The organism is Streptococcus huangxiaojuni, assembly GCF_040930515.1.
GTDB classification, from domain to species: Bacteria; Bacillota; Bacilli; order Lactobacillales; family Streptococcaceae; genus Streptococcus; species Streptococcus huangxiaojuni.
In genome coordinates, this window is the sequence record NZ_JBFQEG010000014.1 from 12516 (window position 1) to 37691 (window position 25176).

19 protein-coding genes and 1 pseudogene are annotated in these 25176 nt (G+C 37.1%); 4 read left to right on the forward strand and 16 right to left on the reverse strand.

The features are described from left to right. Positions 1 to 5: 5 nt before the first annotated feature. The 4 genes from AB3329_RS08110 (at position 6) to AB3329_RS08125 (ending at position 4610) form a co-directional block, all read left to right on the forward strand. Positions 6 to 815: a transporter substrate-binding domain-containing protein gene (locus AB3329_RS08110; RefSeq protein ID WP_368395408.1), complete on the forward strand. Its 810-nt coding sequence runs from the start codon at positions 6 to 8 to the stop codon at positions 813 to 815. Positions 816 to 1329: 514 nt separating this feature from the next. After that, positions 1330 to 2031, forward strand: coding sequence for an amino acid ABC transporter permease (locus tag AB3329_RS08115; protein WP_067060747.1), 702 nt, complete (start codon positions 1330 to 1332; stop codon positions 2029 to 2031). Positions 2032 to 2116: 85 nt separating this feature from the next. Beyond that, on the forward strand, positions 2117 to 2767 hold the full coding sequence (locus AB3329_RS08120; RefSeq protein WP_368395410.1) for an amino acid ABC transporter permease: 651 nt from the start codon (positions 2117 to 2119) through the stop codon (positions 2765 to 2767). A gap of 601 nt (positions 2768 to 3368) precedes the next feature. Further along, positions 3369 to 4610, forward strand: a complete 1242-nt coding sequence (locus tag AB3329_RS08125) for an MFS transporter (protein ID WP_368395412.1) — start codon at positions 3369 to 3371, stop codon at positions 4608 to 4610. A gap of 118 nt (positions 4611 to 4728) precedes the next feature. On the opposite strand, the gene AB3329_RS08130 is transcribed toward AB3329_RS08125, so the two are convergent. From AB3329_RS08130 to AB3329_RS08210, 16 genes and pseudogenes are all read right to left on the reverse strand, one after another. Further along, a complete protein-coding gene (locus AB3329_RS08130) occupies positions 4729 to 5595 on the reverse strand; it encodes an Rgg/GadR/MutR family transcriptional regulator (RefSeq protein ID WP_368395413.1) in 867 nt (288 codons plus the stop codon). A 23-nt stretch (positions 5596 to 5618) separates the two neighbouring features. After that, positions 5619 to 6215: a PepSY domain-containing protein gene (locus tag AB3329_RS08135; RefSeq protein ID WP_368395414.1), complete on the reverse strand. Its 597-nt coding sequence runs from the start codon at positions 6213 to 6215 to the stop codon at positions 5619 to 5621. A 712-nt stretch (positions 6216 to 6927) separates the two neighbouring features. Continuing rightward, on the reverse strand, positions 6928 to 7608 hold the full coding sequence (locus AB3329_RS08140) for a response regulator transcription factor (protein ID WP_368395416.1): 681 nt from the start codon (positions 7606 to 7608) through the stop codon (positions 6928 to 6930). Between the two features lie 140 nt (positions 7609 to 7748). Then, positions 7749 to 8624, reverse strand: a complete 876-nt coding sequence (locus tag AB3329_RS08145; RefSeq protein ID WP_368395417.1) for a DUF3114 domain-containing protein — start codon at positions 8622 to 8624, stop codon at positions 7749 to 7751. A gap of 149 nt (positions 8625 to 8773) precedes the next feature. Then, complete coding sequence (gene thrS / locus AB3329_RS08150; protein ID WP_368395418.1) at positions 8774 to 10729, reverse strand: threonine--tRNA ligase; 1956 nt, start codon at positions 10727 to 10729, stop codon at positions 8774 to 8776. A gap of 120 nt (positions 10730 to 10849) precedes the next feature. Further along, positions 10850 to 11173 carry a nucleoside triphosphate pyrophosphohydrolase family protein gene (locus AB3329_RS08155; RefSeq protein ID WP_368395419.1) on the reverse strand — a complete coding sequence of 108 codons (324 nt, stop codon included), beginning with the start codon at positions 11171 to 11173 and terminating at the stop codon, positions 10850 to 10852. Positions 11174 to 11470: 297 nt separating this feature from the next. After that, positions 11471 to 12814 (reverse strand): glycosyltransferase family 4 protein, encoded by a 1344-nt coding sequence (locus tag AB3329_RS08160; protein ID WP_368395421.1) that lies wholly within the window; start codon positions 12812 to 12814, stop codon positions 11471 to 11473. Position 12815: 1 nt separating this feature from the next. After that, complete coding sequence (locus AB3329_RS08165; RefSeq protein WP_368395423.1) at positions 12816 to 13814, reverse strand: LTA glycolipid anchor biosynthesis glycosyltransferase, IagA/BgsA family; 999 nt, start codon at positions 13812 to 13814, stop codon at positions 12816 to 12818. 637 nt (positions 13815 to 14451) lie between these two features. Beyond that, positions 14452 to 15918 (reverse strand): alpha-amylase, encoded by a 1467-nt coding sequence (locus AB3329_RS08170; RefSeq protein WP_368395425.1) that lies wholly within the window; start codon positions 15916 to 15918, stop codon positions 14452 to 14454. A gap of 94 nt (positions 15919 to 16012) precedes the next feature. Then, positions 16013 to 17014 carry a catabolite control protein A gene (gene ccpA, locus AB3329_RS08175; RefSeq protein WP_368395426.1) on the reverse strand — a complete coding sequence of 334 codons (1002 nt, stop codon included), beginning with the start codon at positions 17012 to 17014 and terminating at the stop codon, positions 16013 to 16015. Between the two features lie 225 nt (positions 17015 to 17239). After that, a pseudogene (locus AB3329_RS11660) lies at positions 17240 to 18343 on the reverse strand (IS3 family transposase). A gap of 132 nt (positions 18344 to 18475) precedes the next feature. Continuing rightward, a complete protein-coding gene (locus AB3329_RS08190) occupies positions 18476 to 19636 on the reverse strand; it encodes an MFS transporter (RefSeq protein WP_368395428.1) in 1161 nt (386 codons plus the stop codon). Continuing rightward, positions 19611 to 21296 carry a M3 family metallopeptidase gene (locus AB3329_RS08195; protein WP_368395429.1) on the reverse strand — a complete coding sequence of 562 codons (1686 nt, stop codon included), beginning with the start codon at positions 21294 to 21296 and terminating at the stop codon, positions 19611 to 19613. The genes AB3329_RS08190 and AB3329_RS08195 overlap by 26 nt, the downstream gene beginning before the upstream one ends. After that, the gene (locus AB3329_RS08200) at positions 21283 to 22578 is read right to left on the reverse strand and encodes a hypothetical protein (protein ID WP_368395430.1); all 1296 of its coding nucleotides are present in this window, start codon (positions 22576 to 22578) and stop codon (positions 21283 to 21285) included. Before AB3329_RS08200 ends, AB3329_RS08195 begins: the two co-directional genes overlap by 14 nt. Beyond that, the gene (locus AB3329_RS08205; RefSeq protein ID WP_368395431.1) at positions 22575 to 23852 is read right to left on the reverse strand and encodes a hypothetical protein; all 1278 of its coding nucleotides are present in this window, start codon (positions 23850 to 23852) and stop codon (positions 22575 to 22577) included. The genes AB3329_RS08200 and AB3329_RS08205 overlap by 4 nt, the downstream gene beginning before the upstream one ends. Then, entirely contained in the window at positions 23836 to 24777 is a 942-nt protein-coding gene (locus AB3329_RS08210) for a ThiF family adenylyltransferase (protein WP_368395433.1), read from the reverse strand. Before AB3329_RS08210 ends, AB3329_RS08205 begins: the two co-directional genes overlap by 17 nt. Positions 24778 to 25176: the final 399 nt, after the last annotated feature.

Genomic DNA, 25176 nt, shown 5'->3' on the forward strand with positions numbered 1-25176 from the left:
GCGCTATGAAATTAAGACCTTTTCTGACAAGTTTAGCTGCTTTTCTGCTAATTATTGCCCTCCTATTTATTGGACAGAAAGATGCTGCCGCTGCCAGTCAGTCAGAACAAATTCAAAAAATTAAAGATGCTGGTGTTCTGAGGGTAGGCGTCAAACAAGATGTTCCTAACTTCGGTTATTACAGTGCTGATACAGGTAAGTATGAGGGCATGGAAATCGACATTGCCAAAAAAATTGCTGCAGAGCTGGGCGTTAAAGTCGAGTATGTCCCTGTCACAACTCAAACTCGTGAGCCGCTTATGGATAACGGACAGATTGACATTTTAATCGCAACCTATACCATTACAGAAGAACGTCAGGCCAATTACAGCATTTCAAATCCGTATTACTATGATGAAATTGGCTTTTTAGTCAGAAAATCGAGCCAGATCAAAACCATCGATGATTTAGACGGCTTGACTATCGGCGTATCACAAGGTGCGACAACAAAAGCAAACTTGGAACTTTATGCCAAAGAACACAATCTGACCTTTAAGTATGTGCAGCTGGGGAGCTTCCCTGAGCTGGCTATCTCGCTTTATGCGACACGTATTGATGCTTTTTCCGTTGATAAATCTATTCTTACAGGTTATGTCAGCAAGAAGACAGAAATCCTCAAAGAAGGGTTTAACACACAAGAATATGGCATTGCTACTAAAAAATCAAATACCGGTGTCATTGATTATATCAATAATCTGCTCAGTCAGTGGAACAAAGACGGAAGTCTCCAGCAAATCTATGATAAATATGATTTGACCCCTGCAACTGCTGAATAGAACAGTGCTTCCAAAAATAAAACCTTTTCTCAGCTGTTTACATACCGCAGAAATGGCTTTTATCTAAGAGTGCTTCTTATCCAAAAAGGCAGCGGCCGCTAATGAGCCGGCCTTTTTCTAAAATTCATTTTAACTTAAACTTCCTGATTTATTTTTAATCTGTAAGCGAATAATCCCGACGATTAAATTAGGCCTCAAACGCTGCGGGAAAAGGGGTATACCTATCAGATCATTGTCAGCCAGCCGTAGACGTCTGAAGGCTTTTGTCGTCCTGGCGGCCGACCGCACCCTTCTAGTCGTTCTGGCAGAGGTGCGCCGACGAAATCACAGATTTCTGGCTTACCATCATTTTTGCTTTGCTCTTTATACGGCCTTTGTATCTTGTGAATTGAACACAGCCTAAGAGCTGTGCAAAAAAGATAAAATTTCCTAGAGTCTTAGTGACTCTTCGTCAATTTTCCTTTTTTTGCTTTGCTCTTTTAACGGCCTTTGTATCTTATTAAAGGAGGATCATGTGGTTATATTAACAACAAGCAGTCCGTTTGCTTTATCACGCTGGAGTGATTTCTTTGCTCATTTTGGAGAGTTTATCAAGGGCTTCTTCTATACATTGGGGATGTCTGCTGCCGCCCTGCTGCTGGCTTTAATGTTAGGCATTATTTTTGGAGCTATGAGCTCATCTAAAAATAAAATATTCAAGGCCATTGCCCGTGTCTATGTTGAAGTTTTTCAAAACACCCCGCTTCTTGTCCAGTTTGTGTTTGTCTACTATGGTCTTGCAATCATCAGCGGCGGTGCGATTATGATTTCAACCTTTTTCACAGCTGTTCTCTGTGTCGGGATTTATCATGGTGCTTATATTTCTGAAGTGATTCGTTCAGGTATCGAAGCTGTCCCGCGCGGACAGACAGAAGCTGCACTTTCTCAAGGCTTTACCTACAGTCAAACCATGAGCTTGATCATTTTACCGCAGGCTGTCCGAACTATCCTGCCGCCAATGACTAATCAAGTGGTTAACCTGATAAAAAACACATCAACCGTGGCTATTATTTCCGGAGCCGATATCATGTTTGTGTCCAAGGCTTGGGCCTATGACACAACCAACTATGTCCCTGCTTTTGCCGGTGCCGCCTTTCTTTATTTTATTATGTGTTTCCCACTCGCAACTTGGGCTCGCCGGATGGAAGAAGAAAACAAGAAATCATATTCACTGTAATTTAAAAAGTGTCCGCAAAATAACAGTGCACTCTATGCCCTTTGTTTAGACGCTTTTATATCCTGATTGTAAGGAGATTCTATCTATGTCATCAGTTTTAACACAAACCAATTTGAATTTTATTCTCCAAGGTTTAGGACTGACTCTTTATATTTCCTTTATTTCTATTGTGCTCTCAACCCTTATTGGAACGCTTCTGGCGGTTATGCGCAATGGAAAAAATAGGCTGCTGCGCTTGATTTCCAGTGTATATATTGAGTTTGTGCGCAATGTTCCTAACCTTCTTTGGATTTTTATCATCTTTTTAGTGTTTCAGATGAAATCAACACCTGCCGGAATCACTGCATTTACCGTATTCACCTCCGTTGCTCTGGCAGAAATTATCCGCGGCGGCTTAAACGGGGTCGATAACGGACAGACTGAAGCCGGCTTGTCCCAAGGCATGACAAATTTTCAGGTTTTCGTCTATATTATCTTTCCTCAAGCTTTCCGAAAAATGCTGCCTGCCATTATTTCTCAATTCGTGACGGTCATTAAGGATACATCACTTCTGTATTCTGTTATCGCCATTCAGGAACTTTTCGGAAAAAGTCAAATCCTAATGGGACGCTACTTCGAGGCCAGCCAAGTCTTTACCCTGTACGCCTTGATAGCAGGAATCTATTTTATCATTAACTTTACTATCTCTGCTTTTTCCAGACGCTTAGCAAAAAGATGGGAACAAGCAGCCGAGTAAATTTATAACAGCAAAGGAAAAATATATAAACATCATATCTCAATCATGGCTACTTTAACGGGTAGCTGTGATTTTTTTGAAAACCAAACTTAGTCGCAATACGCTCTGCTATTTCTCCAGTTTAAGAATCAGAGAATATTTTTTTAGCAACAGGTTGTTGATGTTCTTGGAAAAATTCGACTGTAAAGCCCTTTGTTTAGGGCTTTTTATTTACTTAAAAATAGATTTGTTTCGATTTCTATAATATTTTTTTGCAGCTAGAAATTCTTTATCCATTTTTGTATGGCGTGTTAATAAAACCCAATTAGCATAGAGATAGCTTTATTGACAATTGTAATATCTGTCATATTGCAAATACAAATTAATCCAAACCCCTCTGCAAATTCTTGCTTGTTTCAAATATGAATATTAGCAGTATTTTATATTCATATTTGAATAAATGATGACTTTTATATTTTTCGTGATATGATGTATGCAAGAAGTCGAGGTGATAAATTTGAAGTTAGAACAAATAAGAGACGTTGAAAAGGAAAAGGCTCAATCAAATGCTATAAATGACTTTTTTGATCACTCTTACTTATAGGAAAAATATATTTGTCTGATGTTCAAGTTTTTTAAAAAAAATAAACTCTTCGTTCAACTTACTAGTATTAATTTAGTATCTAAAATCGGAGATAAGCTATTTTATACAGCAATGCTAACAATAGCAACTTCTCTTCCAAACGGAAGCTTAGCTGTCATGATCGTATCAGCCTCAGAGACGCTTCCTATCCTAATTAGTTTATACTTAGGTGCAGTAGCCGATCGACAGAATCAAAAACTACGGTATTTAATAGGAAGCTCACTTTTCAGAGCATTTATGTATATTGGTATAGGATTTATTTTTAGATATCCTCCAACTTTAATTTTAGTTCTATTTACCTCCTTCTTAAATTTACTGTCCGATATTAGCGGAAATTACTCAACAGCATTGTTTTCACCTTTTACAAAAACGCTGATTAAAGCAGAGGACATGGAAGAGGCGCAAGGATTTGTCAGCGTAGGGACTCAGTTAGTTACTGTTTTAGCCACCTTCATTGGGGCATCGTTACTGACTGTCTGTACAGAAAGTTCATTAGCAATGATAAATGCCTTCATTTTTCTAATCGTTGCTTTACTTTACTTGTTACTTAAGCCGTCTCTCAAAAAACAAGAAACTAAGATAAAAACATCTGAACATGAAAAAACATTTTCAATTGTCACATCTAATCTACGTTCTTTTCTATCTGATCATATGTTATTAAATAATTTAATTCAGTTAGCAATGCTCAATGGATTTTTTGGAGGTTTAACCCCTTTATTTGCCCTGTTTATCAAGGATAACAATGACTTAACCCTTTTGAGCAACCCTGTTAAAATTTCTCTCTTGTCAGGAATGATTACTTTATCCATGGTTTTTGGAAATAGTTTAACTACAAAAGTTTTTAGAAAATATTCGACTTTTCATATCAATGTCTGGTCTGATCTGATGATTATTTTAGTAGGAGTCGGTTTCATTTTTAATAATATTTGGATAATTCTTTTAGCCAATAGCTGCCTTGCCTTCCTACTGGGGATTGTTGCTCCAAGGTTTTCTGCAGATGTTGTCAATCGTTCACCAGTAGAAAGAATAGGGGGAATCATTACAAGTGTTAATGCTCTTTTAGTAATCGTCCCCCCACTGACAAGCTTGATATTTCCGATGATATCAACTATCAGTATGATTCTTGCTTACTCCAGTTTCATTGTTTACGCTCTATTACTGATAATAATCAGTCTGTTTCTAACCAAAAGAGGTAGGACAAAAATCGGTAAATCGTCATAAATGACGAAATTTCGGTTTTGTTGTGCCACCTCCTCCACACAGTTGATAGGAAATTCTTATCAACCACTGCACATATGTCTAAAAAGCAAAACGAGGCAGGACTTTTGTCCCAGCCTCTTTAATCTTTCATTAAATTATCAATATTATCTTGAAGAAATGCTGCAACATCTTCGTGTCCTAAATTCCTAACATTGCAGATGTAATCCTCTAAATCTGTCAGCTTAGTGTCTCTTCCTTCTTGATAATCTAAAACCTTTTTCAAAAAAATAAGAACAGTCTTTGCAAACATATCTTGATAAGTCAGAATAGTTTCTAAATGCTTTACAAAATAATCAGCATAATAGTACTGCTTTCTTTCTAACAACACAAAAATAATATTTAGCAAGACTAGCTGAGTTCGATATTTATTATTTAGAATTGATAAGTATAGCGAGTCCCTTTCTGTAAAAGCTTTTCCAAGAAATATGATGTCGCTATTTGACAATACTTGTAAAGTATTACCAAATATATACAATTCATATTCTGTCCACTCTTCAATACTATAAAGATAGGTTGTAATAAAATCTTTATCGCTATCTGAGATGGTATGTTCTGGCTTTAAGTCATGAATAGCACAGTGTATAACAATGCTATTAAGTTTATTATAAATATCATAAGTCTCAGAACTGTCAGCATAAATTGTTAGAAGTTCTTCGAGACCTTCGATATTCTTACTGGAATGATATTGAATAATTAGCTTAGCTTGTTTAAAAAAGGAACTATCTTCATATTGATGATAAGCATGTTCAAATTCGGCTAAACTCATATGAATAGCAGAGATTGCAATCAATAATTTATCTGCTGACAGCATTGTTTGACCATTCTCAAATTTGGATAATTGTGCTTGGGACAACTCACTATTAACAATGTCTTTCATTTTTAGGCCTCTAGCTATTCGCAATTCTCTATAAAGCTCTCCTAAACGAAATGAATCTAATTTTGTCAAAACAATACTTCTCCCTGCTCATCTTAATCATTGAGCGGTTCTTGGCTGCGCTTAAGGATTTCACCGCTTACAGAATCAATATCGTAATCATAATCCAAACCGGCTACCGGATCGTCAAAGTCCACTTCATAGTAAGACCGGTTGTACTCAAATTCTTTTTCAACTCTCAGATTGATAACAGCAGACTCTTCTAAACCGGCATCTGTGAGTGCAATTGCTTTGGCCTGATCTGCCGTAAGTTCCTGATCGCTCTTGTCCGAGCTTGTATCAGAACTTGGTGCTGTGCTCGAGCTGGCACTTGTTGAACTTGATGCAGAAGTTCCTTTTGTTTCTAAATCATGACTTAAGACACTGCCATCTGCCGCATCGATGGTATAGTCATATTCTGTGTCTTTTGTATGAAATTCAACTTCATAGGTAGCTCTAAAGTTTTCAGTGTCCCTTTTTGTAGAGCTGAAAGTGACATCCGAAGCAGTCAATCCCGCATGCTTTAGAGCGATAGACTGTGCTTGCTGCGCAGACAGTTTATAGTGCGGACGCATATAAGCAAAAATAAGCCCGCCAATAACAATAATAATTACTAAAAGCGGAAGACCGATTTTCAACGATCGCCTTTTCATAATAACCACCTTCTTCACCAAGATACAAAGGGCGTTAAAAGCTCACAGCAAAAATAGGAGACCGACCGCCGAGTCACTAAAGACTCTAGGGAGGGCTGTCTTTTTTGCACAGAGCCTTAGCCCGTGTTCAATTCACCAAGATACAAAGGGCGTTCAAGCTCACAGCAAAAATGACGGTAAGCCAGAAATCTTCGATTTCGTCGGCGCACCTCTGCCAAGACGACTAGAAGGCTGCAATCGGCCGCTAGGACGATAAAGCCTTCAGACGTCTACGGCTGGCTAACTTGAAATCAATTCTAAATTTAGATATGTCTTTTTTGCACAGAGCTTAGCCCGTGTTCAGTTCAAACAAGATACAAAGGGTGTTAAAAACGCAAGGAGAATTTGAAAGTGTGCTTCTTTTTATCGCAGCACTTGAATCCTGCTTCATTCACCAAGTTTTTAAAAATGATGGAACAGCTGTGAGCTTGTTCGGCTGCAGTATCTCCTTATTCTCTACTTTTAGTATATCAAAAACCAAGCCCGAAAGCTTGGTTTTTGATTGTTGAAAATGAGGCAAAAGTGTGGCAGTCTGATTAAAGCAAGGCAAATGCTGCAGTCAAGGTTTGAAAGCAAAAAAGACCAGCCGGTTGACTGCTATAAAATAGTATCTGAATGAGCCAGCACCTTAAAAAAGACTGAATCAGGCAGGGTACCGAAATATTTAGTGACCTCAATTATTTTTGGTCAATTTGAAACCATAACCCCAGATTGTCTCAATATAAATCGGCGCCTGAGCGGCTTTAAGCTTTTTCCGCAGACGCTTAACGGTATCATCTGCAGCCCTAGTCTCAACGATATCTTCATAACCCCAGACTTCTGTTAAAAGATCTTTCCGTGCTACAGCTTCTTCCTTACGTTCTAATAGGTATTTTAGCAGTTTAAATTCGGTCTTAGTCAGCTCTATAATCTGTCCCTGATAAAAAGCAGAGCGGCTTTTAGGAGATAAAGCCAGTCCTTCATAAATCAACTTATCCGACTGGCGGCTTGCCCCGTACTGACGGGATAAGATAGCCTTTGCTTGCAGGGTCAGTTTAAGCGGAGAAAAGGGCTTAGCAAAATAGTCATCTACACCGGCTGCAAAGGCAGTTACAAGTTCATAATCACTGTCGTGTTCCGTCAGCAAAATAATGGGCAGTTCATGATGCCGGCGGATTGTTTTTATCAGCTCAAAGCCGTCTTTATCAGCTATTGCGATATCCAAAATCAGAAGGTCTGCTTCTGATTTTGTCAAATGCTCAAGTAACTCATCTCTTGCAGCGAAGGTCTCGACTTCCACCCCCTCTTCACGCAGAAAAAAAGCCAGCAGATCTTGTATTTTTTCTTCACAACCGGCTACATAAACTTTAGCCATTGCTTTCCTCTTTTCTTTAAGACTGTTTATTTGGAAATAGGACTACTGCTTTTCACCGCCTTACCTCGATTAAAGAAGTAAGGCCGGGTAAAAAACAGCACCAAAAGGGTATGCTGCCCATTTTTGCCAATTTAGACCTGTCATGTATTCTGCTGTAAACTTTTAGCAAAAGCTTGTCTGAGGGCTGTCACTTCCTGTTTGGCCGATTTGCCCTTTCTGGCATAATGACCTTTTTTATTCATATAACTCACATCCCAAAGGCTGTGCCAGCGTCTGTAAATCACCTTAGGTGCCCGAAAAGGGTCGCCGGCATTAGCAAGGACCTGCCTGCGAAACAAAGGATCGTGAACCTTAACTGGAAAAACATCCAGCTCTCTGTGACGGTGGTCATTTCGGTCAGCATAATTAAAACTGGCACCGTTAACCAGACCATTGAGTGTCACTTTCTGAGGATCAAGTTCATTGGCAAAATTTCCTTTGCTGTCAAGGATAAACTCTGTATGGAAGCCCATAACAATCTTAAGATTGACTGGTAGAGTGACTTCCTTGGTATTCCGCGGCAATTTATTATGCAGGCGGGAAGATTCTCCTAAGTTAAAATCAAAATGCCGGCGCCAAAAGCGTTTCATCCTTTTGGGCCTCAGGTAACTTAGGAGCGATTCCCTATCTGTACCTGCAGGGAAATGACGGCGGACCCACTGAGCCTGATAAGCAGAGATAGCGTATCGAAATTGGTGTATCTGATGTGCGAGTTCATCATCCGAATGGCTCAGCGTTTCTTTGGGGAAAGCCCGCTGTACAACAGATGACAAGTCCTGCCAAAAAGCATGGTTGGGCGTCAGAGCATCATCAAAAGAAGACAGAAGTCCCTTTGTTTCTTTAATGTCACCGCTGAGTTCTGCAGGCATTGCTGCCAGCTGCAGCAGCTCTTTTAGTAACAAACGGGCAGATTTTTGAGTCAGATTGATACTGCTCTTCTGCCAAAAAGCTAAAAATTTCTGATCACCGATTAACATTTCACCCCCACCACAGCAAGATCCGGTAGGCATTTTAAAACTTTGAAAAAGCAATCAAAATGATGCCGGACAGCTTGTGCCTGTGCAACAGACAAACTAAAATTTGATTGAACGGCTGGGAATTAGCTTCCCCCGCTTTTGCCTTATTTCTATTCCTTATTTTCTTCAAGCGGACGTGAATAACGGGCAATGTCAGCCAAAATCGTTTGTGTAAATTCAGCTACAGTTTCCGTATGAGTCTGCTTGCTGCCGTATCGGCGGACATTGACCGTTCCTTCGGCCATTTCTCTGTCACCAACAATCAGCTGATAAGGAATTTTTTTGGTCTGACTCTGCCGAATCTTGTACTGCATTTTTTCATTGCGGTCATCAACATCCACCCGTACACCGCGATCGCGCAGTTCTTTAGCTACCTCCCAGGCATAATCCGTATGAATATCATTTGAAATCGGAATAACTGTAACCTGATGCGGTGCCAGCCAAGTTGGAAAAGCTCCCTTATACGTTTCGATGAGAATAGCAGTGAAGCGTTCCATCGTTGAAATAACTCCGCGGTGAATCATAACAGGACGGTGTTCCTCACCATCAGCTCCGATATAGCTGAGCTCAAAACGTTCCGGCAGCAAGAAATCCAGCTGAATAGTTGACAGTGTTTCTTCATTGCCAAGCGCGGTTTTTACTTGAATATCAAGTTTTGGACCATAAAAGGCCGCTTCACCTTCGGCTTCATAATAGTCAAGCGCCATATCATCCATGGCTGCCTTCAGCATAACCTGAGCATTGTCCCACATTTCATCGTTATCGTAATATTTATGCTTGTCCTTAGGATCACGGTAAGACAGACGGAAGCGGTAGTCTGTCAGATCAAAATCCTCATAAACATCAATAATCAGCTGCAGTGTCCGCTTAAATTCTTCCCTGATTTGTTCTGGAGTGACAAAAATATGCCCATCATTAAGTGTCATTTCACGAACCCGCTGTAAACCTGACAATGCACCGGATTTCTCATAACGGTGCATCATTCCTAACTCAGCAATGCGAATTGGCAACTCTCGGTATGAGTGGACTTGGTTTTTATAAACCTGAATGTGATGCGGACAGTTCATAGGCCGCAGGACAAATTCTTCACCATCTCCCATGTCCATTGTAGGGAACATATCTTCCTGATAGTGCTCCCAGTGACCCGACTGCTTATAAAGGTCTACAGAAGCCAGAGGCGGTGTATAAACATGCTGATAGCCAGAGGCGAGTTCCTTATCAATAATATAGCGCTCCAAAATACGCCGAACCGTCGCACCGTCAGGCAGCCAGAAAGGCAGCCCTTGCCCCACTTCCTGACTAATCATAAATAAATCGAGCTCTTTTCCAAGCTTACGGTGATCGCGCTCTTTAGCCTCTTGAAGGCGCTTCAGGTAGGCTTTCATATCCTTTTTATCAAACCAAGCCGTTCCGTAAACTCGCTGCATCATGGCATTATTACTGTCACCCCTCCAATAAGCTCCGGCAACATTGAGCAGGCTGAACACCTGAATCCTGCCGGTTGAGGGAACATGAGGACCGCGGCATAAGTCGACATATTCTCCTTGGCGGTAAATGGTTAAACCGCCATCGTCTTCCGAATGTTCTTCGATCAATTCCAGCTTATAGGGGTCGTCTTTAAAAATAGACCGCGCTTCCTCTTTGCTAACTTCTTTACGCTCACTGGGGAAGTTCTCTTTAACAATCTTGCGCATCTCTTCTTCGATACGCGGTAAATCTTCATCACGGATTTGTCCATCTTCATTATCGGTATCATAATAAAAGCCGTCTTCAATAGCCGGACCGACCCCTAAATGAAGGTCTGGGAAAAGCCGTTTAGCCGCCTGAGCAAAAAGATGAGCTGTAGAATGGCGTAAGATTGCAAGCGCATCTTCGTGATCAGGCGTCACGATTTCAATACTGCCGTCTTCAGTAATAGCACGGGTAGTGTCAATCAGTTTCCCGTTAAATTTACCTGCCAAAGCCTTTTTAGCCAGTGAATTACTGATACTTTGAGCAATTTCAAAAGTTGTGATACCAGATTCAAATTCGCGTACAGCGCCATCTGGAAAAGTGATTTTAACCATATAATTCTCCTTATATCAAGATACAAAGCCCGTCAAAAGAGCAAAGCAAAAATAGGAAATTGACGATGTTTCTTTAGAAACAAGGAAATTTATCTTTTTTGCACAGCTCTTAGGGCGTGTTCAATTATCATCATCAATTTTCAGCAATTGTTCTTTGTCAGATAGGAATTGTTCAAGAGCTTCTTGAAGATCGATATCCAGCCGCTGAGATAATTCTGCCACCCACCATATAAGCTCGGCCAACTTAGACTCAAGCTGATATGGTGTTTCGTCATAATAACGCCTTTTTTTAGTCATTACTAAACGAGTAACATTACCAACATCATTTGTCATGGCCAATAAATCTTCTTCTACTGACCATTTTGAACCATGATGCTGTTTTTCTAACTGATGGTAAACTTCTCTAATTGAGTGACTGCGCTGCAGCAGCTCCTCTAATAGCATAATAACACCTCAAAAAAAAAACGGCGCCCGCAAAGGACGTCGTAACGTGGTTCCACCTTTATTTATCTGACAGTTCAGCAATAGCCTTTACAAAAGCCAAAACAAACCGCAGACCTCATTAGGGCTCTAAGGTTGCCACCCTTTTATGTTTGCATAAAAACTTAGGAAGGAGTATTAGATAGCACTCTTTGCACTTCTTCCACCACCAAGCGCTCGCTGTCAAATTTCTAAAGAGTATAAACTGCCTAACATGTCTTCGTTTGTTATTATAGCATGATTTCTAAAATTTTCAAGTCTCTAATCTAAAAACTCCCGAATAGAGCTGACAAGTTTTCCCGGCGCTTTAACTACCTTGACAGATGTTTTGGCCGTCACTCTGACAGCCTTGCTGGGCAGGCTGATTGCCCGCTTAGCCAGACGAAAAGTACGGCTGGACGCTGGTCTCTGCTCACTTTTTACGGTTAAGGAAAACTTCTCTTGTTTTTTAGACTTTTCTGAAATTAGAACATCCAAGTAAAAAGCATAGACAGACTTAGCAAAATGCTGGGCTGAAAGCTCGTACATCTTGGCTTCGTAGGCTTTTTCGGTCATTGCCGGTGTACTGACAATAGCATCTATGACGGCATCAGCCAAGTCCTCTTCTTTGTAAAACAGAGTCCCAAACATTTTATCAGTAATCAAATCATCGAGATAAGGGTTGCCATGCGCAATCACCGGCCGGCCGCTGGCTAAACTTTCCACATAAGTCAGTCCTTGTGTTTCACTGGTAGAAGCACTGATAAAAAAATCTGCTGCTTTGTAGTAGAGCGCTACCTGATCATGAGAAACCATTCCTGTAAAAAGAATAGACTGTCCGAGCTGCAGTTCTTCTGCTAAGTCTTTTAATTTCTCTAAATAGGGACCATCACCTACAATAACTAATTTCACTCGGGGATTGACCGCCAAAATGGCGGGGAACTGCTGCAAAACAGCCTGAATGTTCTTTTCATAAGACACCCGGGACAAACTAAGAAGCATGGTCTCACCCTTAGAAATACCCAATTCTTCCCGCAGATCGGCAATCTGATCGTAGGTAATATCTGCCCGCTTATATTCCTCAACATTAATACCAGTGGGAATAATCCGCTTAGGAATTTTTACATTATAACTTTCTAAGAGATTGTAAACAATCCGTGACGGGCAAATAACCCCGTCTAAATCACTCAGATAACCACGGACAATATATTTGACCATACCCGGCTTAACCAGTCGGCCTTTAGCGATGTAGCCAACATAATCCTCATACTGGGTATGATAGGTATGAATCACAGGAATACGCAAAGCAGCGGCAACCAGCTTTCCCAGCAAGCCCAGACTAAACTCAGTCTGAGTGTGAATCAAATCCAGCTGATAGGCTTTGGCAATTTTGTAGGAAGAAATTAATCCCCTGTAGACAACACGGCGATCCGTAAAGGAAATAAAAGGAACACTCGGCAGACGGATAATAGTCGGATCCTCAAAACGTTTCACATTCCGGTCTGTTGAAGTAAAAATATAAACCTCATGCCCTTCTTTTTCCAACTCTTCCTTTAGTGTCCGGATACTGGTTGCCACACCTGAAACCTGCGGAAAATACGTATCCGTAAAAAGACCTACTCGCATCTTATAACTCCATTACTTTTTCATAAACCTCAACAAGCTGCCGGCCTACCCTGTCCAAACTGCGGCTTTCGGCAACTGCATATCCTTTTTGGGGCTTGTCATTGCTGCCGCCTAAAACAAACCGCAGGGCAGCTACAAAACCAGAAACATCGCTGGCAAACTCAGCTTCACTCTTATCCAGCCAGCCCTGATAAACAGGAATATCGCGCAAAACCAACTGCTGTCGGCTGGCCAAAGCTTCAAGGACAACAATCCCTTCAGTTTCTTCACGGCTAGGGAAAAAGAAGGCATCACTACCGCTCATTGCACCTTCAAAAACATCCCCTTTAATATAGCCGGCAAAAGTTACATTATCAGGATGGTTCTTGCCAACAATCTGGCGAACCCGATGCGGGATAACCAGCTTATTTGTCTCACCGAACCAAATAAAACGGACATCCGGCATAGCTTCGGCAACCTGAACAAATTCATCAATCCCCTTACGGATAAAATAGAGTCCTGCACACATCACAACCTTCTGCTCAGATGACAAACCAAAATAAGCTCTAAAGGTCTTCTCTTTTTCTTTATCCTTTGTATAGCGTGACAAGTCAATACCGTTTGAAACAGCATAAATAGGTTTATTGATGCCATAGCCTTCTATTAAAGTCTTTGAATAGACTGTGGGAGTAATAATCGCATCTGCCTTACGGTAAAAATGGCAGAGATACCTCCTAAATAAAGGGGCAAGCAAATTAGAACCAATAAAAGAATCACGAAAATCTTCTTCTGTCGAATGCCCGTGCATAATGACCTTTTTACCAGCTTTTTGGGCCTTACTCATCAGACGCCAGCTCTTAAATCCGTAAGTATTAATATGAACCAGATCGTAGTCCTCATCAGGATCCGTTGTATAAGCTTGACCAACTAGGTCAAGAGCCCGCTTTTGATGCTTAATAGCACGACCGATTCCTGATTTTCGCAAATAATTCTCAGCCTCTAGATACAGTAAAACCTTCATAGTCCTTATTATATCTCATTTTTCATAAATTTTCAGCAAGAGAACAAAAAAAAATCAGCCCTAAGACTGATAACAAGATACAAAGGCCGTTATAAAGAGCAAAGCAAAAATGGCGGTAAGCCAGAAATCTATGATTTCGTCTGCGCACCCCTGCCAGAACGACTAGGGAGCGAGACAGAACCCCAGACCGTAAAGTTCGATGTCTCGCCCCTGCAAAGCCTAGCAGACATTTTAAAGCTTTGAAAAAGCGACTAAAATGCCGCTAGGCTACTGCGTCTTGTTTATACTTCAAGCAATGACTTAGGCGGCAAGGATTTTTGTCTGCCTTCAGACGTCTACGGCTAGCTAACTTGAAATCAATTCTAAACTTAGCCATATCTTTTTCCCGCAGCGTTTAGGGCGTGTTCAGTTCATCAAGATACAAAGCCCGTCAAAAGAGCAAAGCAAAAATAGGAAAATTGACGAAGAGTCGCTAAGACTCTAGGAAATTTTATCTTTTTTGCACAGCTCTAAGGGCGTGTTCAGTTTAAATAAGATACAAAGCCCGTTTAAAAATCCGTATGAAAATAGGGGAGGGCAAGTGATGCCTAAGCATCACGATGGCAGCCATCTTTTTCACTAGGATTTTAGAGCGTGTTCAGTTCATCAGGCTGTCTTTATCCAGCCAAGCAGATACAGAGCCTGCTTCGACCGGAAATTCGGCCCAGCCGTCCTGACCGATTACCACCTCATCAGGGCAGTTTCCCAAATAATCAATAAAGACTTTGCCTTGATTAAATGTTCCCATATTAACGTTTTTCCAGCCCTTATCACTGTTACTGAGTAAAACAGCCAATCCGTTCGGATGCTCTTCACTGCCTAAACAGGTCCAGGCAATACAGTTAGGATGGTCAAAATAATCAACCTGCTCACCATAAACATAATGTTGCCGTAAAAATGTTAACTTATCTAGAAGCTGGCGAAAATCCTGCTGGGCAAAATCTCCTGAAATACCGAAGTAATCACCGTAAAAAATACAAGGCAGACCCTGCTGGCGCAAAAGGATTAGCGCATAGGCCAGAGGCTTGAACCATTCTTCTACCGTTGACTCTAAAGCCTGTCCTCTCTGTGAATCGTGATTATCCACAAAAGTAACCGCTAAATCAGGATTTGCCTGCATCAGACTGCCATCAAGAACTGCAGAAAGATTAAACTGGCTGCCTTTTTGTCCGGCTTCATAAAAATTCATATGCAGGACGACATCGACCAAACTGAATGATTCTCCCACCTGCTCAAGATAGTCCTGGGTCATAGCCGCATCATTTTTCCAATACTCACCAAAAACATAAAGATCAGGATTGATAGCTGTGCGGATATGCTGAATGAAATCAGACATGAACTCCGAGTCAATATGCTTAACCGCATCCAGCCGGAAACCGCCTATCTGAGTTGCTGTTAAAAACCAGCCCACCCAGTCTTTCAGGTGATTAACCACTTCTGGATGTTTAAAGTCAAGGTCATCATACATCAGATAATCAAAATTGCCATTTTCATTGTCGATACGGCTTTGATCCGCCCAGCCTTTGTTATCTCCCAAGATAAGATAAATTCCTGTTTCATCATGCAGGGCGTCATAATCTACCCCTGTAAAATGGTACCAATGCCAATTAAAATCATTATAAGTGCCGTGCCGTCCGGGAAAGGTAAACTCAGTCCAGGCTTCAATTTCAAAGGGTTGAGACAGCGGGTTCTGACGGTTGTCCGGATCCATCCTGAGGACGGAAAACCGCTCCTTCTTGTCTCCATTAGCCTTATGGTTCAGCACAATATCAGCAATTGGCATAATATCAGCTTTTTTCAAAGACTCAACAAGAGCCAGATAATCTTCTTTACTGCCGTATTTTGTCCTGACAGTACCGTTTTGCTCAAATTCTCCCAAATCGAATAAGTCATAGACACCATAACCGACATCATCTGCACTTGTCCCCTTGAAAGCCGGCGGCAGCCAGATTTTAGTCAGTCCCAATTTTTGAAAAAGAGGCAAATCCTCCTGCAGACGGCGCCAATGTCCCCCATCTGCAGGCAGATACCACTCAAAAGCCTGCATCATCGTTTCATTTACCATTTAGGTCATCTGCTCTTTCTTTAATGAGTTGCTGCAGTGCAGGTTTAGCCCGCCTGATGCCTGAATTCAGCTGACAAACAGAAATAGGCTGCACTTACCGGGTTGTTCCTCGTTCAGTTATTCCATGATTGAGTAAAATTTCTTTTTCTTCCAGTTCTTCCTTATTCATAATTTTCGTCAGCATTCTCATACTGACAGCACCTAAGTCATAAACCGGCTGGCTGATTGAGCTGAGGTTAGGTCGAGTATACTGGGTGATTGGCGAATCATTGCTGGTCATGATTTCAAAATCTTCCGGTACCTTTCGCCCAGCAGCAAATAGACCGTTCAAAAGACCGGCAGCCAATTCATCTTCAGCCACTACTGCAGCGGTAGCTCCGGAATTGATAACACGCTGAGCCAGGTCGTAACCTTCTTTATAATTATACTTAGCTTCAAAAACCAAACCTTCTTTGAAGTCCAGCTGGTTTTTCTTAAGCCCTTCTCTATAACCAGCCAAACGGACTTTCCCGTTGATATCATCAATCAAAGGTCCGGAAACAAAAGCAATGTTGCTGTGCCTCTTTGCCAAGATATCGACAAGATCAGTTGCGGCCTGTTTGTAATCAATATTGACACTAGGCAGCTGGTGTTCCAAGTCAACAGTTCCCGCAAGGACAATCGGTGTCCGTGAACGAGAAAATTCTGCCCGGATTTTTTCTGTTAAATGATGCCCCATAAAAATAATGCCATCTACCTGTTTAGCAAACAGTGTATTGACCACATTTACTTCCTTATCGTCATCTTCATCACTTGAAGCTAAAACGATATTATATTTGTACATGGCTGCAATATCGTCAATCCCTTTAGCAAGAATGGAAAAATAATTATTAGCAATATTAGGAATAACAACACCGACAGTTGTCGTCTTCTTACTAGCCAGACCGCGGGCAACGGCATTAGGACGATAATCCAGACGGTCAATGACTTCAAGAACTTTTTTTCGGGTATTTTCTTTGACGTTCTTATTCCCATTAACAACACGGCTGACTGTAGCCATTGAAACACCGGCTTCTCGTGCAACATCGTAAATTGTGATTGTATCATCTGTGTTCATTAGACTTCTTCCTTTCTATTTGAAAATGACGCTTTCAATGTTATTTTAACACCTTTTGGAAACACTTTCAAGCTCTAATAACCTTTTTTGAAAAAGTTTTCAAAAAAGCATTTTAAATACACTTGATTTTTCCTTTCTTTTTTGAAAAAATAGATAAAAAGATAACTCTTTGCAGTGATCTGCACTCCAAAAGTTAGACACAAAGTTAAGATAATTAATTAGTCATTATTTTTCAAACTCTATTGGTGACTGATATCCTAAGGCAGAATGGAGATGTTTCGGATTGTAATAGGCTTCGATAAATTTAAAGATTTTAAGCTGAGCTTGGTCAATGGTTGCGAAATTTGCATCATTGACAAGCTCTCTTTTTAATGTTTTATAAAAGGATTCCATGAGTGCATTATCGTATGGATTTCCCTTTCGACTCATACTGAATTTGCATTTTTTCTTCCTAAATAAGTCTTGGAATCGTGCTCCGATTTATTGAGAATCTTGATTTGTATGGACGATTAACCCTTCTTTAGCTTTTTCTCTATGAAAAGCTTGATTGAAACCAACTTATCATGTATCCGGCTTCCCCTTGCCCAACCAATAATCTTTCTGCTATAAATATGGATAAATAAGGAGCGCCTGCTTTTGTTGATATATAGGTTAAATCCCCCAGCCGGATTTCATTTTTAGCTTTTGTTCACAAACACTTTGTCGTGTTATTGGGAAACGCTGACGATTATAGTACTTGTGCCTATAGCGACTTCCTTTGGTGTAGAGACTGAGCTGATGAATTAATTTATGGTTAACAGTTAACCCGTTCCTGAGCGATTCGAACGCTACCATAACGTTCTTTATGTTCATCGAAAATGTCTTTAATTATCCCCCTTTAATACTCCATTCTCTATCTGTCTTGAAGAAGGCCGACGTTTTAAATACGCGTAGAAGCCTGAACGTTAAACTAAAAGCGTTTGACAAGCATGATTAATAGTTAGGGTAGCTTGATTCTCTTTTAGAAACTGAAACTTTATTTCCAGCATGGCTTCAAGAAGACCTGAAACTTTTTTAGCAGATCTCACTCCTCTTGCAATATCTTATTTTCTTTTTCGAGTTTTTTAATCTCAAATTGGGTACGACGAAAAGCGTTCCCATGTTTTGGAAACGCACTTCCCCATATTTTTCGTATCTTGAACCCAACGATAAAGACTATTTGGATGAACACCTAAAATTGAACTAACCATTTTGACAGACTGCTCTTCCCTCGAGAACGAGTTTTACAGCAGATAGTTTAAACGCATTATCAAATACTTTTCTTGGAATAATGACTTTCCTCGTTTTCACTTAATTTCGTGTCCACTTTATTATACCAAGTCCACCTCAAAAGTTAGACTTCATGTCTAACTTTCGGAATGCTGTTCAATTGTTTATAGTGATTTTTTCACTACTCACTTTAAAGAAAGTATATAACTTCATTTATTGATAATTTTTATTAAATAATATTAAAAAGGTGGCAGTCATTGCTGTACAAAGTATTATTCCTATAAAAAAAACGTTCCCAACCTCCATAAACTTTAAACTAAATGAAAATAGCAGATTACCTCCTAACATCAATAATGAAGTTAAAGTATTGACGGCAGATAATAAAGAAGTGCGAATGCTGTCGCTAATATTATCGTGAAATACAGTGTTTAGAGTAGTATCGATAAATTCATACCCAAATCCATATATAAAAAATGCTATAACTACAATAAAGATATTATCTAATTTAAAGAGCAATCCAGTGATAGTTATAAATATTAAATAAATTGGAAGAGACTTTCGCTTACCAATCTTTTTATTTAAAAAATTCATGTGTAGAGATGAGATAACTGAAAAAACTAACGCTAGTGTCATAACAATTGATATATGAAACGAATCCAAACCTTTCTCAACAAGTAGTAATTGAATAAAATTATATAGTACTGATAATATACTTTGGAAAGTAATAATAGCAACAACTAAATACCTTAAACTTAAGTTCATTTTTGTAATTGATTTAAGGGATAAAAGTAGTATTTCAAAGGTAATCAGCTCTTCCTCGTTCTTATTTTTTTTTCGAGAACCCGAAATTGATAATAAAATTAAGAATGCGATAAATTGTGTTGAAATCCCTGCAATAAATATAATTGACCATGAGTGCTGTGAAAGAATACCCCCTAAAAAAGAGCTTAATGCTAAACTACCAATTCCAATAGCATTATAAAGTCCTATTTTTTCTTGATATTGTCTTCCGTCATCATAATGATATAGCAATGTTTGATCACTTCCTGAAACCATAGCAAAGCCTATTCCATATGCAAAAAAACCAATCAGTAACAATGGGAAATTTGGAAATAGTAGCATGATACTCAAATAAATAATATTAAAAACATGTCCCAAAAATAATGTGACTTTTTCACCAAACCTATCAGCAAAAATTCCAGAAGGAAATTCAAAAATGAACATTGCCGTAGATAGCACTGTCTGTAATAATCCTATTTGAATCATTGTTATCCCTTGGTGAAGCAGATACACTGACCAAATGGACCTTTCAAAAAATAACGTCCCCCAAAATGCGTAAAGATATATTTTATTCTCCTTTATATTTAAACTCACTTATTACCTCCATAAATATAGACTCGAATTCTTGAACGCTAATATTAAAATAGTTAGAAAATATATAGTCATCAGAAAATTTGCTACCTAACTTTGCTATTTCTAAAAATCTGTCCGTCAAATATTTCTTTTTGGAAAAATATTTTGCTAAAAAATAAACAACAGTATATGAACTATCGTAGAATGGTGTGAAAATATGCCCCTGCGCCACCCAATTGTATTTATTTTTTATTTTATTATCAAACAACTCGCTATTTCCAAATATTTTTTCTGTTGCTTCATAATAATACTCATTTATTTTTCCTAAACTAATTTCTCCCTCTGAGCTTTTAGAAAAACATTTCATCTCAAATAGGGAATTGATAAGAGTCATAAGAACTTTGTCTTTAAAATCAATCAATTCTCGCTTGACTAAGTAATTTTTAAGATCTTTTCTTGTTTTTTTGAGATATTTTGTTATTTCAAATTCAATATATTGTGAAAACAATTCTGTTATTAGAATACTATGGGATGACTGGCTGAATTCATTATGCTTCGAACTGTAATTCAATATCGCACCAATTGCTTCGTGCCCAAGAGCGTATATACCATCTAAATGCCCATCCCAATTAATTAGAATATAAGGATGCACTGTGTAAACATTGATTGAAAATCCTCCTTGACGTTTACCAATAGATGGCAACCAATCAATCCATTTTTCATCAACAATTTTTAAGAATAACTTTCCCCATTTTTCATCAATACTGCAAAAAACATTATAAACTATATCAATTGCTTCACTAATTTTTATAGAAATATCGGAATAGTTTTCGATATAGTATAGATCTGCATAACTTATCATGTCAAGATTAGTTATAGTTTTCTGTTGAACGAAGATTTTATTGATAATTTTCGTAAGATAAGAAATGCGCTTAATAATTACAGACATATAGTTTCCTAGGATAGTATTTCCATACATTTCATAATAGTTGCTATACCCTTTATTTTGAGACTGTATATTATAATTCAATAAAGTTAATTTATATAGATAATAAATCGGCAAAGAGATGCTACGGTAATACTCAAGAAAAAAGTTATAAGTCATATTCCGCAACTCTGCTGAGTCATCTGTTAAATACTCTAGCTGATTAGTATAATTTAAATTTATTATTCTATCATTGTAGATAATGTGGCCTCTACTATTTTCTGAATAAATTAATTTTTGATATTCTGTTTTTGGAGAGAATTTTTCATAAATAAGACTATTATTTTCCGAGTATAAATTATTAAGATAGAACAGAAATTTTCCTTCTGATTTTATTTTTTTTAATTTATCTATATTATTTCTAAAATAATTCTCTATACTATGTTGAATTTTTATTACCTCAATATCAAATCTATCATATATGTTTGATATTGACTGGAAATTTTTTTGCTCTTTTTCACCTCTACTATTCTTCGAAAGATTCAAAAAAGCATACGAATATAATTTGTTTAAATGAACATAGATATTTTCGATTTCACTTAAAATATAAATAACATTATTATCCTCTGAAAATTCTGGATTAAATTTAATGATAAATTCTTCAATATTTGAATGGCAAGTTTTAAGATCACTCAAGAATGCATTATCATTAATATAGATATCAGTTAAATCCCATGAAAATTTATCTGTTGTCAAAATAGTATTCCTCCATTTCTATAGGCTTTATAACTTCTTTCAATAATTTAAAGTCTTGTATATCAGGAAAAACACTTTTCACAATGTTGAAAAAAAATCCAATTCCTAGACTGCTTTTAATTTTAAACTTAATGAGCTCATTATATCGTTGAAAATCTCTATACATCATCTTAGCTAAAACATATCTGCTATATTTGAATCTTGTAGAGTTTGAAGAACTTATTTTTAATACTCTTTGATATTCTTGGAACGACAGCATATCATTATAGTAATTTTGGGACATTTTCAATTTTTTAGGAAACGGATACTTTTTTGCCAATGCACTCCTTAAAAGTATTAAATAATTTTCATTTTTTACAACAGAATCATATAATATTTTTGTCGCTCCTATGCCTCTAACTTTAGGGTGCAATATTAAGCGAAAAACTAGTCTTAAATTATGATTTATTCTTTCAAGATCTTCCTCTAACTTGTTATCGTCCTGCGGATAAGGAGAAGCAGTTACTAAAATTCCCATTAATTTATTATCTCTATAAAGAGAATAGTATCTAGCATCTCTTCTCTGTAATGTATTTAAAGAAACATCTCCAAAATAATGATACCTCTCCAGCAATTTAAATTCATTATAGTTCCCATTCCTTATTTCAAATTCTTGATGCAAATTAGCAACTTTATAATGCTTAAAACTTTCTAGTTTACTGTTACCATACTCATCAAATTCAATAATAATATCAGGTGATAGGTAGTCCCGTATATCACTATGGCTGGTTATTACCACTATATGTTTATTAAGTTTTCGCATAATCTTTTGCAAATTATAGCTGACAATTTTAGCAGAGTCTCTATCTAATAAAGAGCAGAACTCATCCACCAAAATATAGTCAAAATCTTGAGACAACATATACGCCAACTCAAAACGAAATTTTTGTCCATCAGATAATTTTTCATATGTAGTAAGGTATAAAAAGGCTTCTGATAGTCCTACCATATTAAGATAATAAAGATTCTCTCTAAATGTCCCTGATAATGCTTCAATTATAGGAACCTTTTTATTAAACTTCATATCATTTTCAACAAAGTTAAATTTTTTTTTGATATATTTTCCTAATAAGGACTTTCCACTTCCTGATGGTCCTGTAATATATGTGATATTTACATCTTTTATATTGTTTAAATCCTTTGGAAAAACTATTTTCCTATAACATTCACTGTTTATTCCAAACATTTCTTTGATATAAATTACATTTTTTGAATTACTTTCAATATTCATTTTTAACTTCATTCTTCATCTCCATAATCTAAATAATAACAGTCGTTAGCATCTATGCATAATCTAAGATTATTTTCAGGATTATTTTTATATTGGTGCTCAACATTTCCTATCGGAATCAAATTTGAATGCTTTTCTAAAAACCTATTAATTCTTTTTTTTTCTTCCTCTGATAACTGGAAAATGTTATGCAGATTTAATAATTCAATATAATCATCTATATAATCTTCATCAATATAAGAAATATAGCTTAATAGTAATGTATATTCACTTTCTATATTCAAACGAAATAGCATATACACAACGTCTGAATTATCATTTACATAATCTGAGGGTGGTACATATAATGGTATTTCCTTTATATGAGCTAAGGGAGATATCTTCTTTATATTTTTATAGTTTGGATAATAATTTGTAGCACTAAATGTAAGTTCTATAACACATTCTTTATCAGAATTTCTTTTATTTACTTTTTTATTTTTTTCTTCGAAAAAATAGCCAAAAGTACTAGTAATATTTTCAAATTCTGTATTTTCAATTATATCTTTTATTTTATTTCGTTCTTCTCTTGAACGATTACTGTTTAATAGTAAGGACACATGAATGCTTGAAGATTTTTTAACAATTCTTCCAGGAAGTTTATCAAGAATATCCCGTTTATATAAGGTAGTAGGTGTTGTGTCAATTATATTATTTTTACTATAGAAAAGTACACTATCGGGATCTTCTACTAGTATTAATTCTAAAGATTCCTCAATACTTGCCTGATGAAATTTATTTGAATTATACCTATATTCTTTATTTTCTTCAGGAATAAATATCCCAGAACCAATCTGAAGAAATTCATTGTTTATTAAATATAACGGTGTGAACTCCACATTTGAAAATAAATTATAGAGATTGCAGGTACAATTTGTTTTAATATAAAAAATATTATTGTTTTCCTGTATAATACCAACATCAGTAAACTCTCTCGCTCCTTTTCTATATTGCTGCCAATTTTCAATTACGTCAAGCTCTTTTGAAAGTGACAGATTATTCTTTTGGTAATAAACAAAAGTGTTGATTATATTCGCCGTACTGATTCTTTCACCGTTTGACCAATATTTCTCCTTCAGCTCTATTTTCCACAGATAATCATTGACTCTATTGACCCAACATAACCCACGATCCTCTACATCAGAATAAATTGGTTCAAAAAATAGTGTCATTACACTTTTACTTGCATACGTTGATATTTTAGCAGGGTTTAATGTATCAGGGAGAACATCAACTCCTATTTTCATTTAAAATACCTTCACTTTCAATTGTATAATTATCAAAATCTATATAATTAATTTTAGGAATTGTTAATCTATCACTTGTCCAATATTTTAAAATTTCATTAGATAACAAGGCACTAATTAACATATTTGTTGGTGAAATTGAAGCTTTAAGAATTGTACCTTTTTCTTCAGGGATTGTATTTTGAAAATAAGCTAAGGCATCATTTAAGTAATAATTCGAAATTACTGATGTGAATTTCCCCGAATGAAGTCCAACTCCAGCTGTTATAAAATCGTTTTTCTTCATTTTTATATTTTCCAATAAAAGTACATTCAAATTTTGTGGAGTATCTGCAGCATTAACTAATAATTCATAATCAAAATAAGTTAATTTGTTAATATCATCGCTATTTTCGATGTATCTATCACAAATTTCAACCTCTATACTATTATCAATCTTATGTAATTTTTCTTTTAGAGCAACAACCTTTGATTTGCCAATATCATCTATATCAAACATAATTTGCCTATTAAAGTTGGATATATCCACATTATCGCCATCAATTAGGATAAAATGCTTCACACCCATAGCTACAAGATTGAATAAAACAACACTGCCTACTCCTCCTAATCCAATTATCATTACCTTCTTTTTAAAAAAATCTTCCTGATATCTATTATTAATACCTTTTGAAATATCTTCAAAATAAAATCTATTTTTCAAAAACCTATCTTTAGAGTAAATCATTTTTTCAGTTAGTAATTTTTCTTCCATTAAAAAATTAAAATATTTTTGTTCCTCATCGTTAGTTACTTTTATATCATGTTTTAAAAAATCATACAGCTCCATTTGGGCATCTAATACTTTCCATTTTTTCTTCCCAAGTTGGATAATAGTCTCATTTTTAATGTGAAAGAATAATACTGCCTCTTTTAATTTATACATTTAATTACTTCCCTTACTTTAAATATTTTTGACTATATCAGTAGAACTATAAAAGAGGCTGGTAAGTAATTCTGAAATAGAGTTTACCTTCCAGCCTCTTTACTCAATTAAATCAGCAGCGTACGTGCATTTCACGAGCTTCTTCACGTGTTACAATCATTGTAAAATCCTCCTATAAATTTTTTAACAAATTGAAAAAGTAAGTACTCAATTTGTGTAATTCCATTTTAAAACAAATTTATCGATATTATGTTACACTTTGATTGTTTTATTGTTACATTAATATAAAAACTAACAAAATGCTCGACATTCTAGAAAATAGTTTACCAACTGTGAATCAATTAGGCAATTGGTTATAAAGAACCAGAAGATGAGCTACAGCAAAAATTTGTTTCTTTT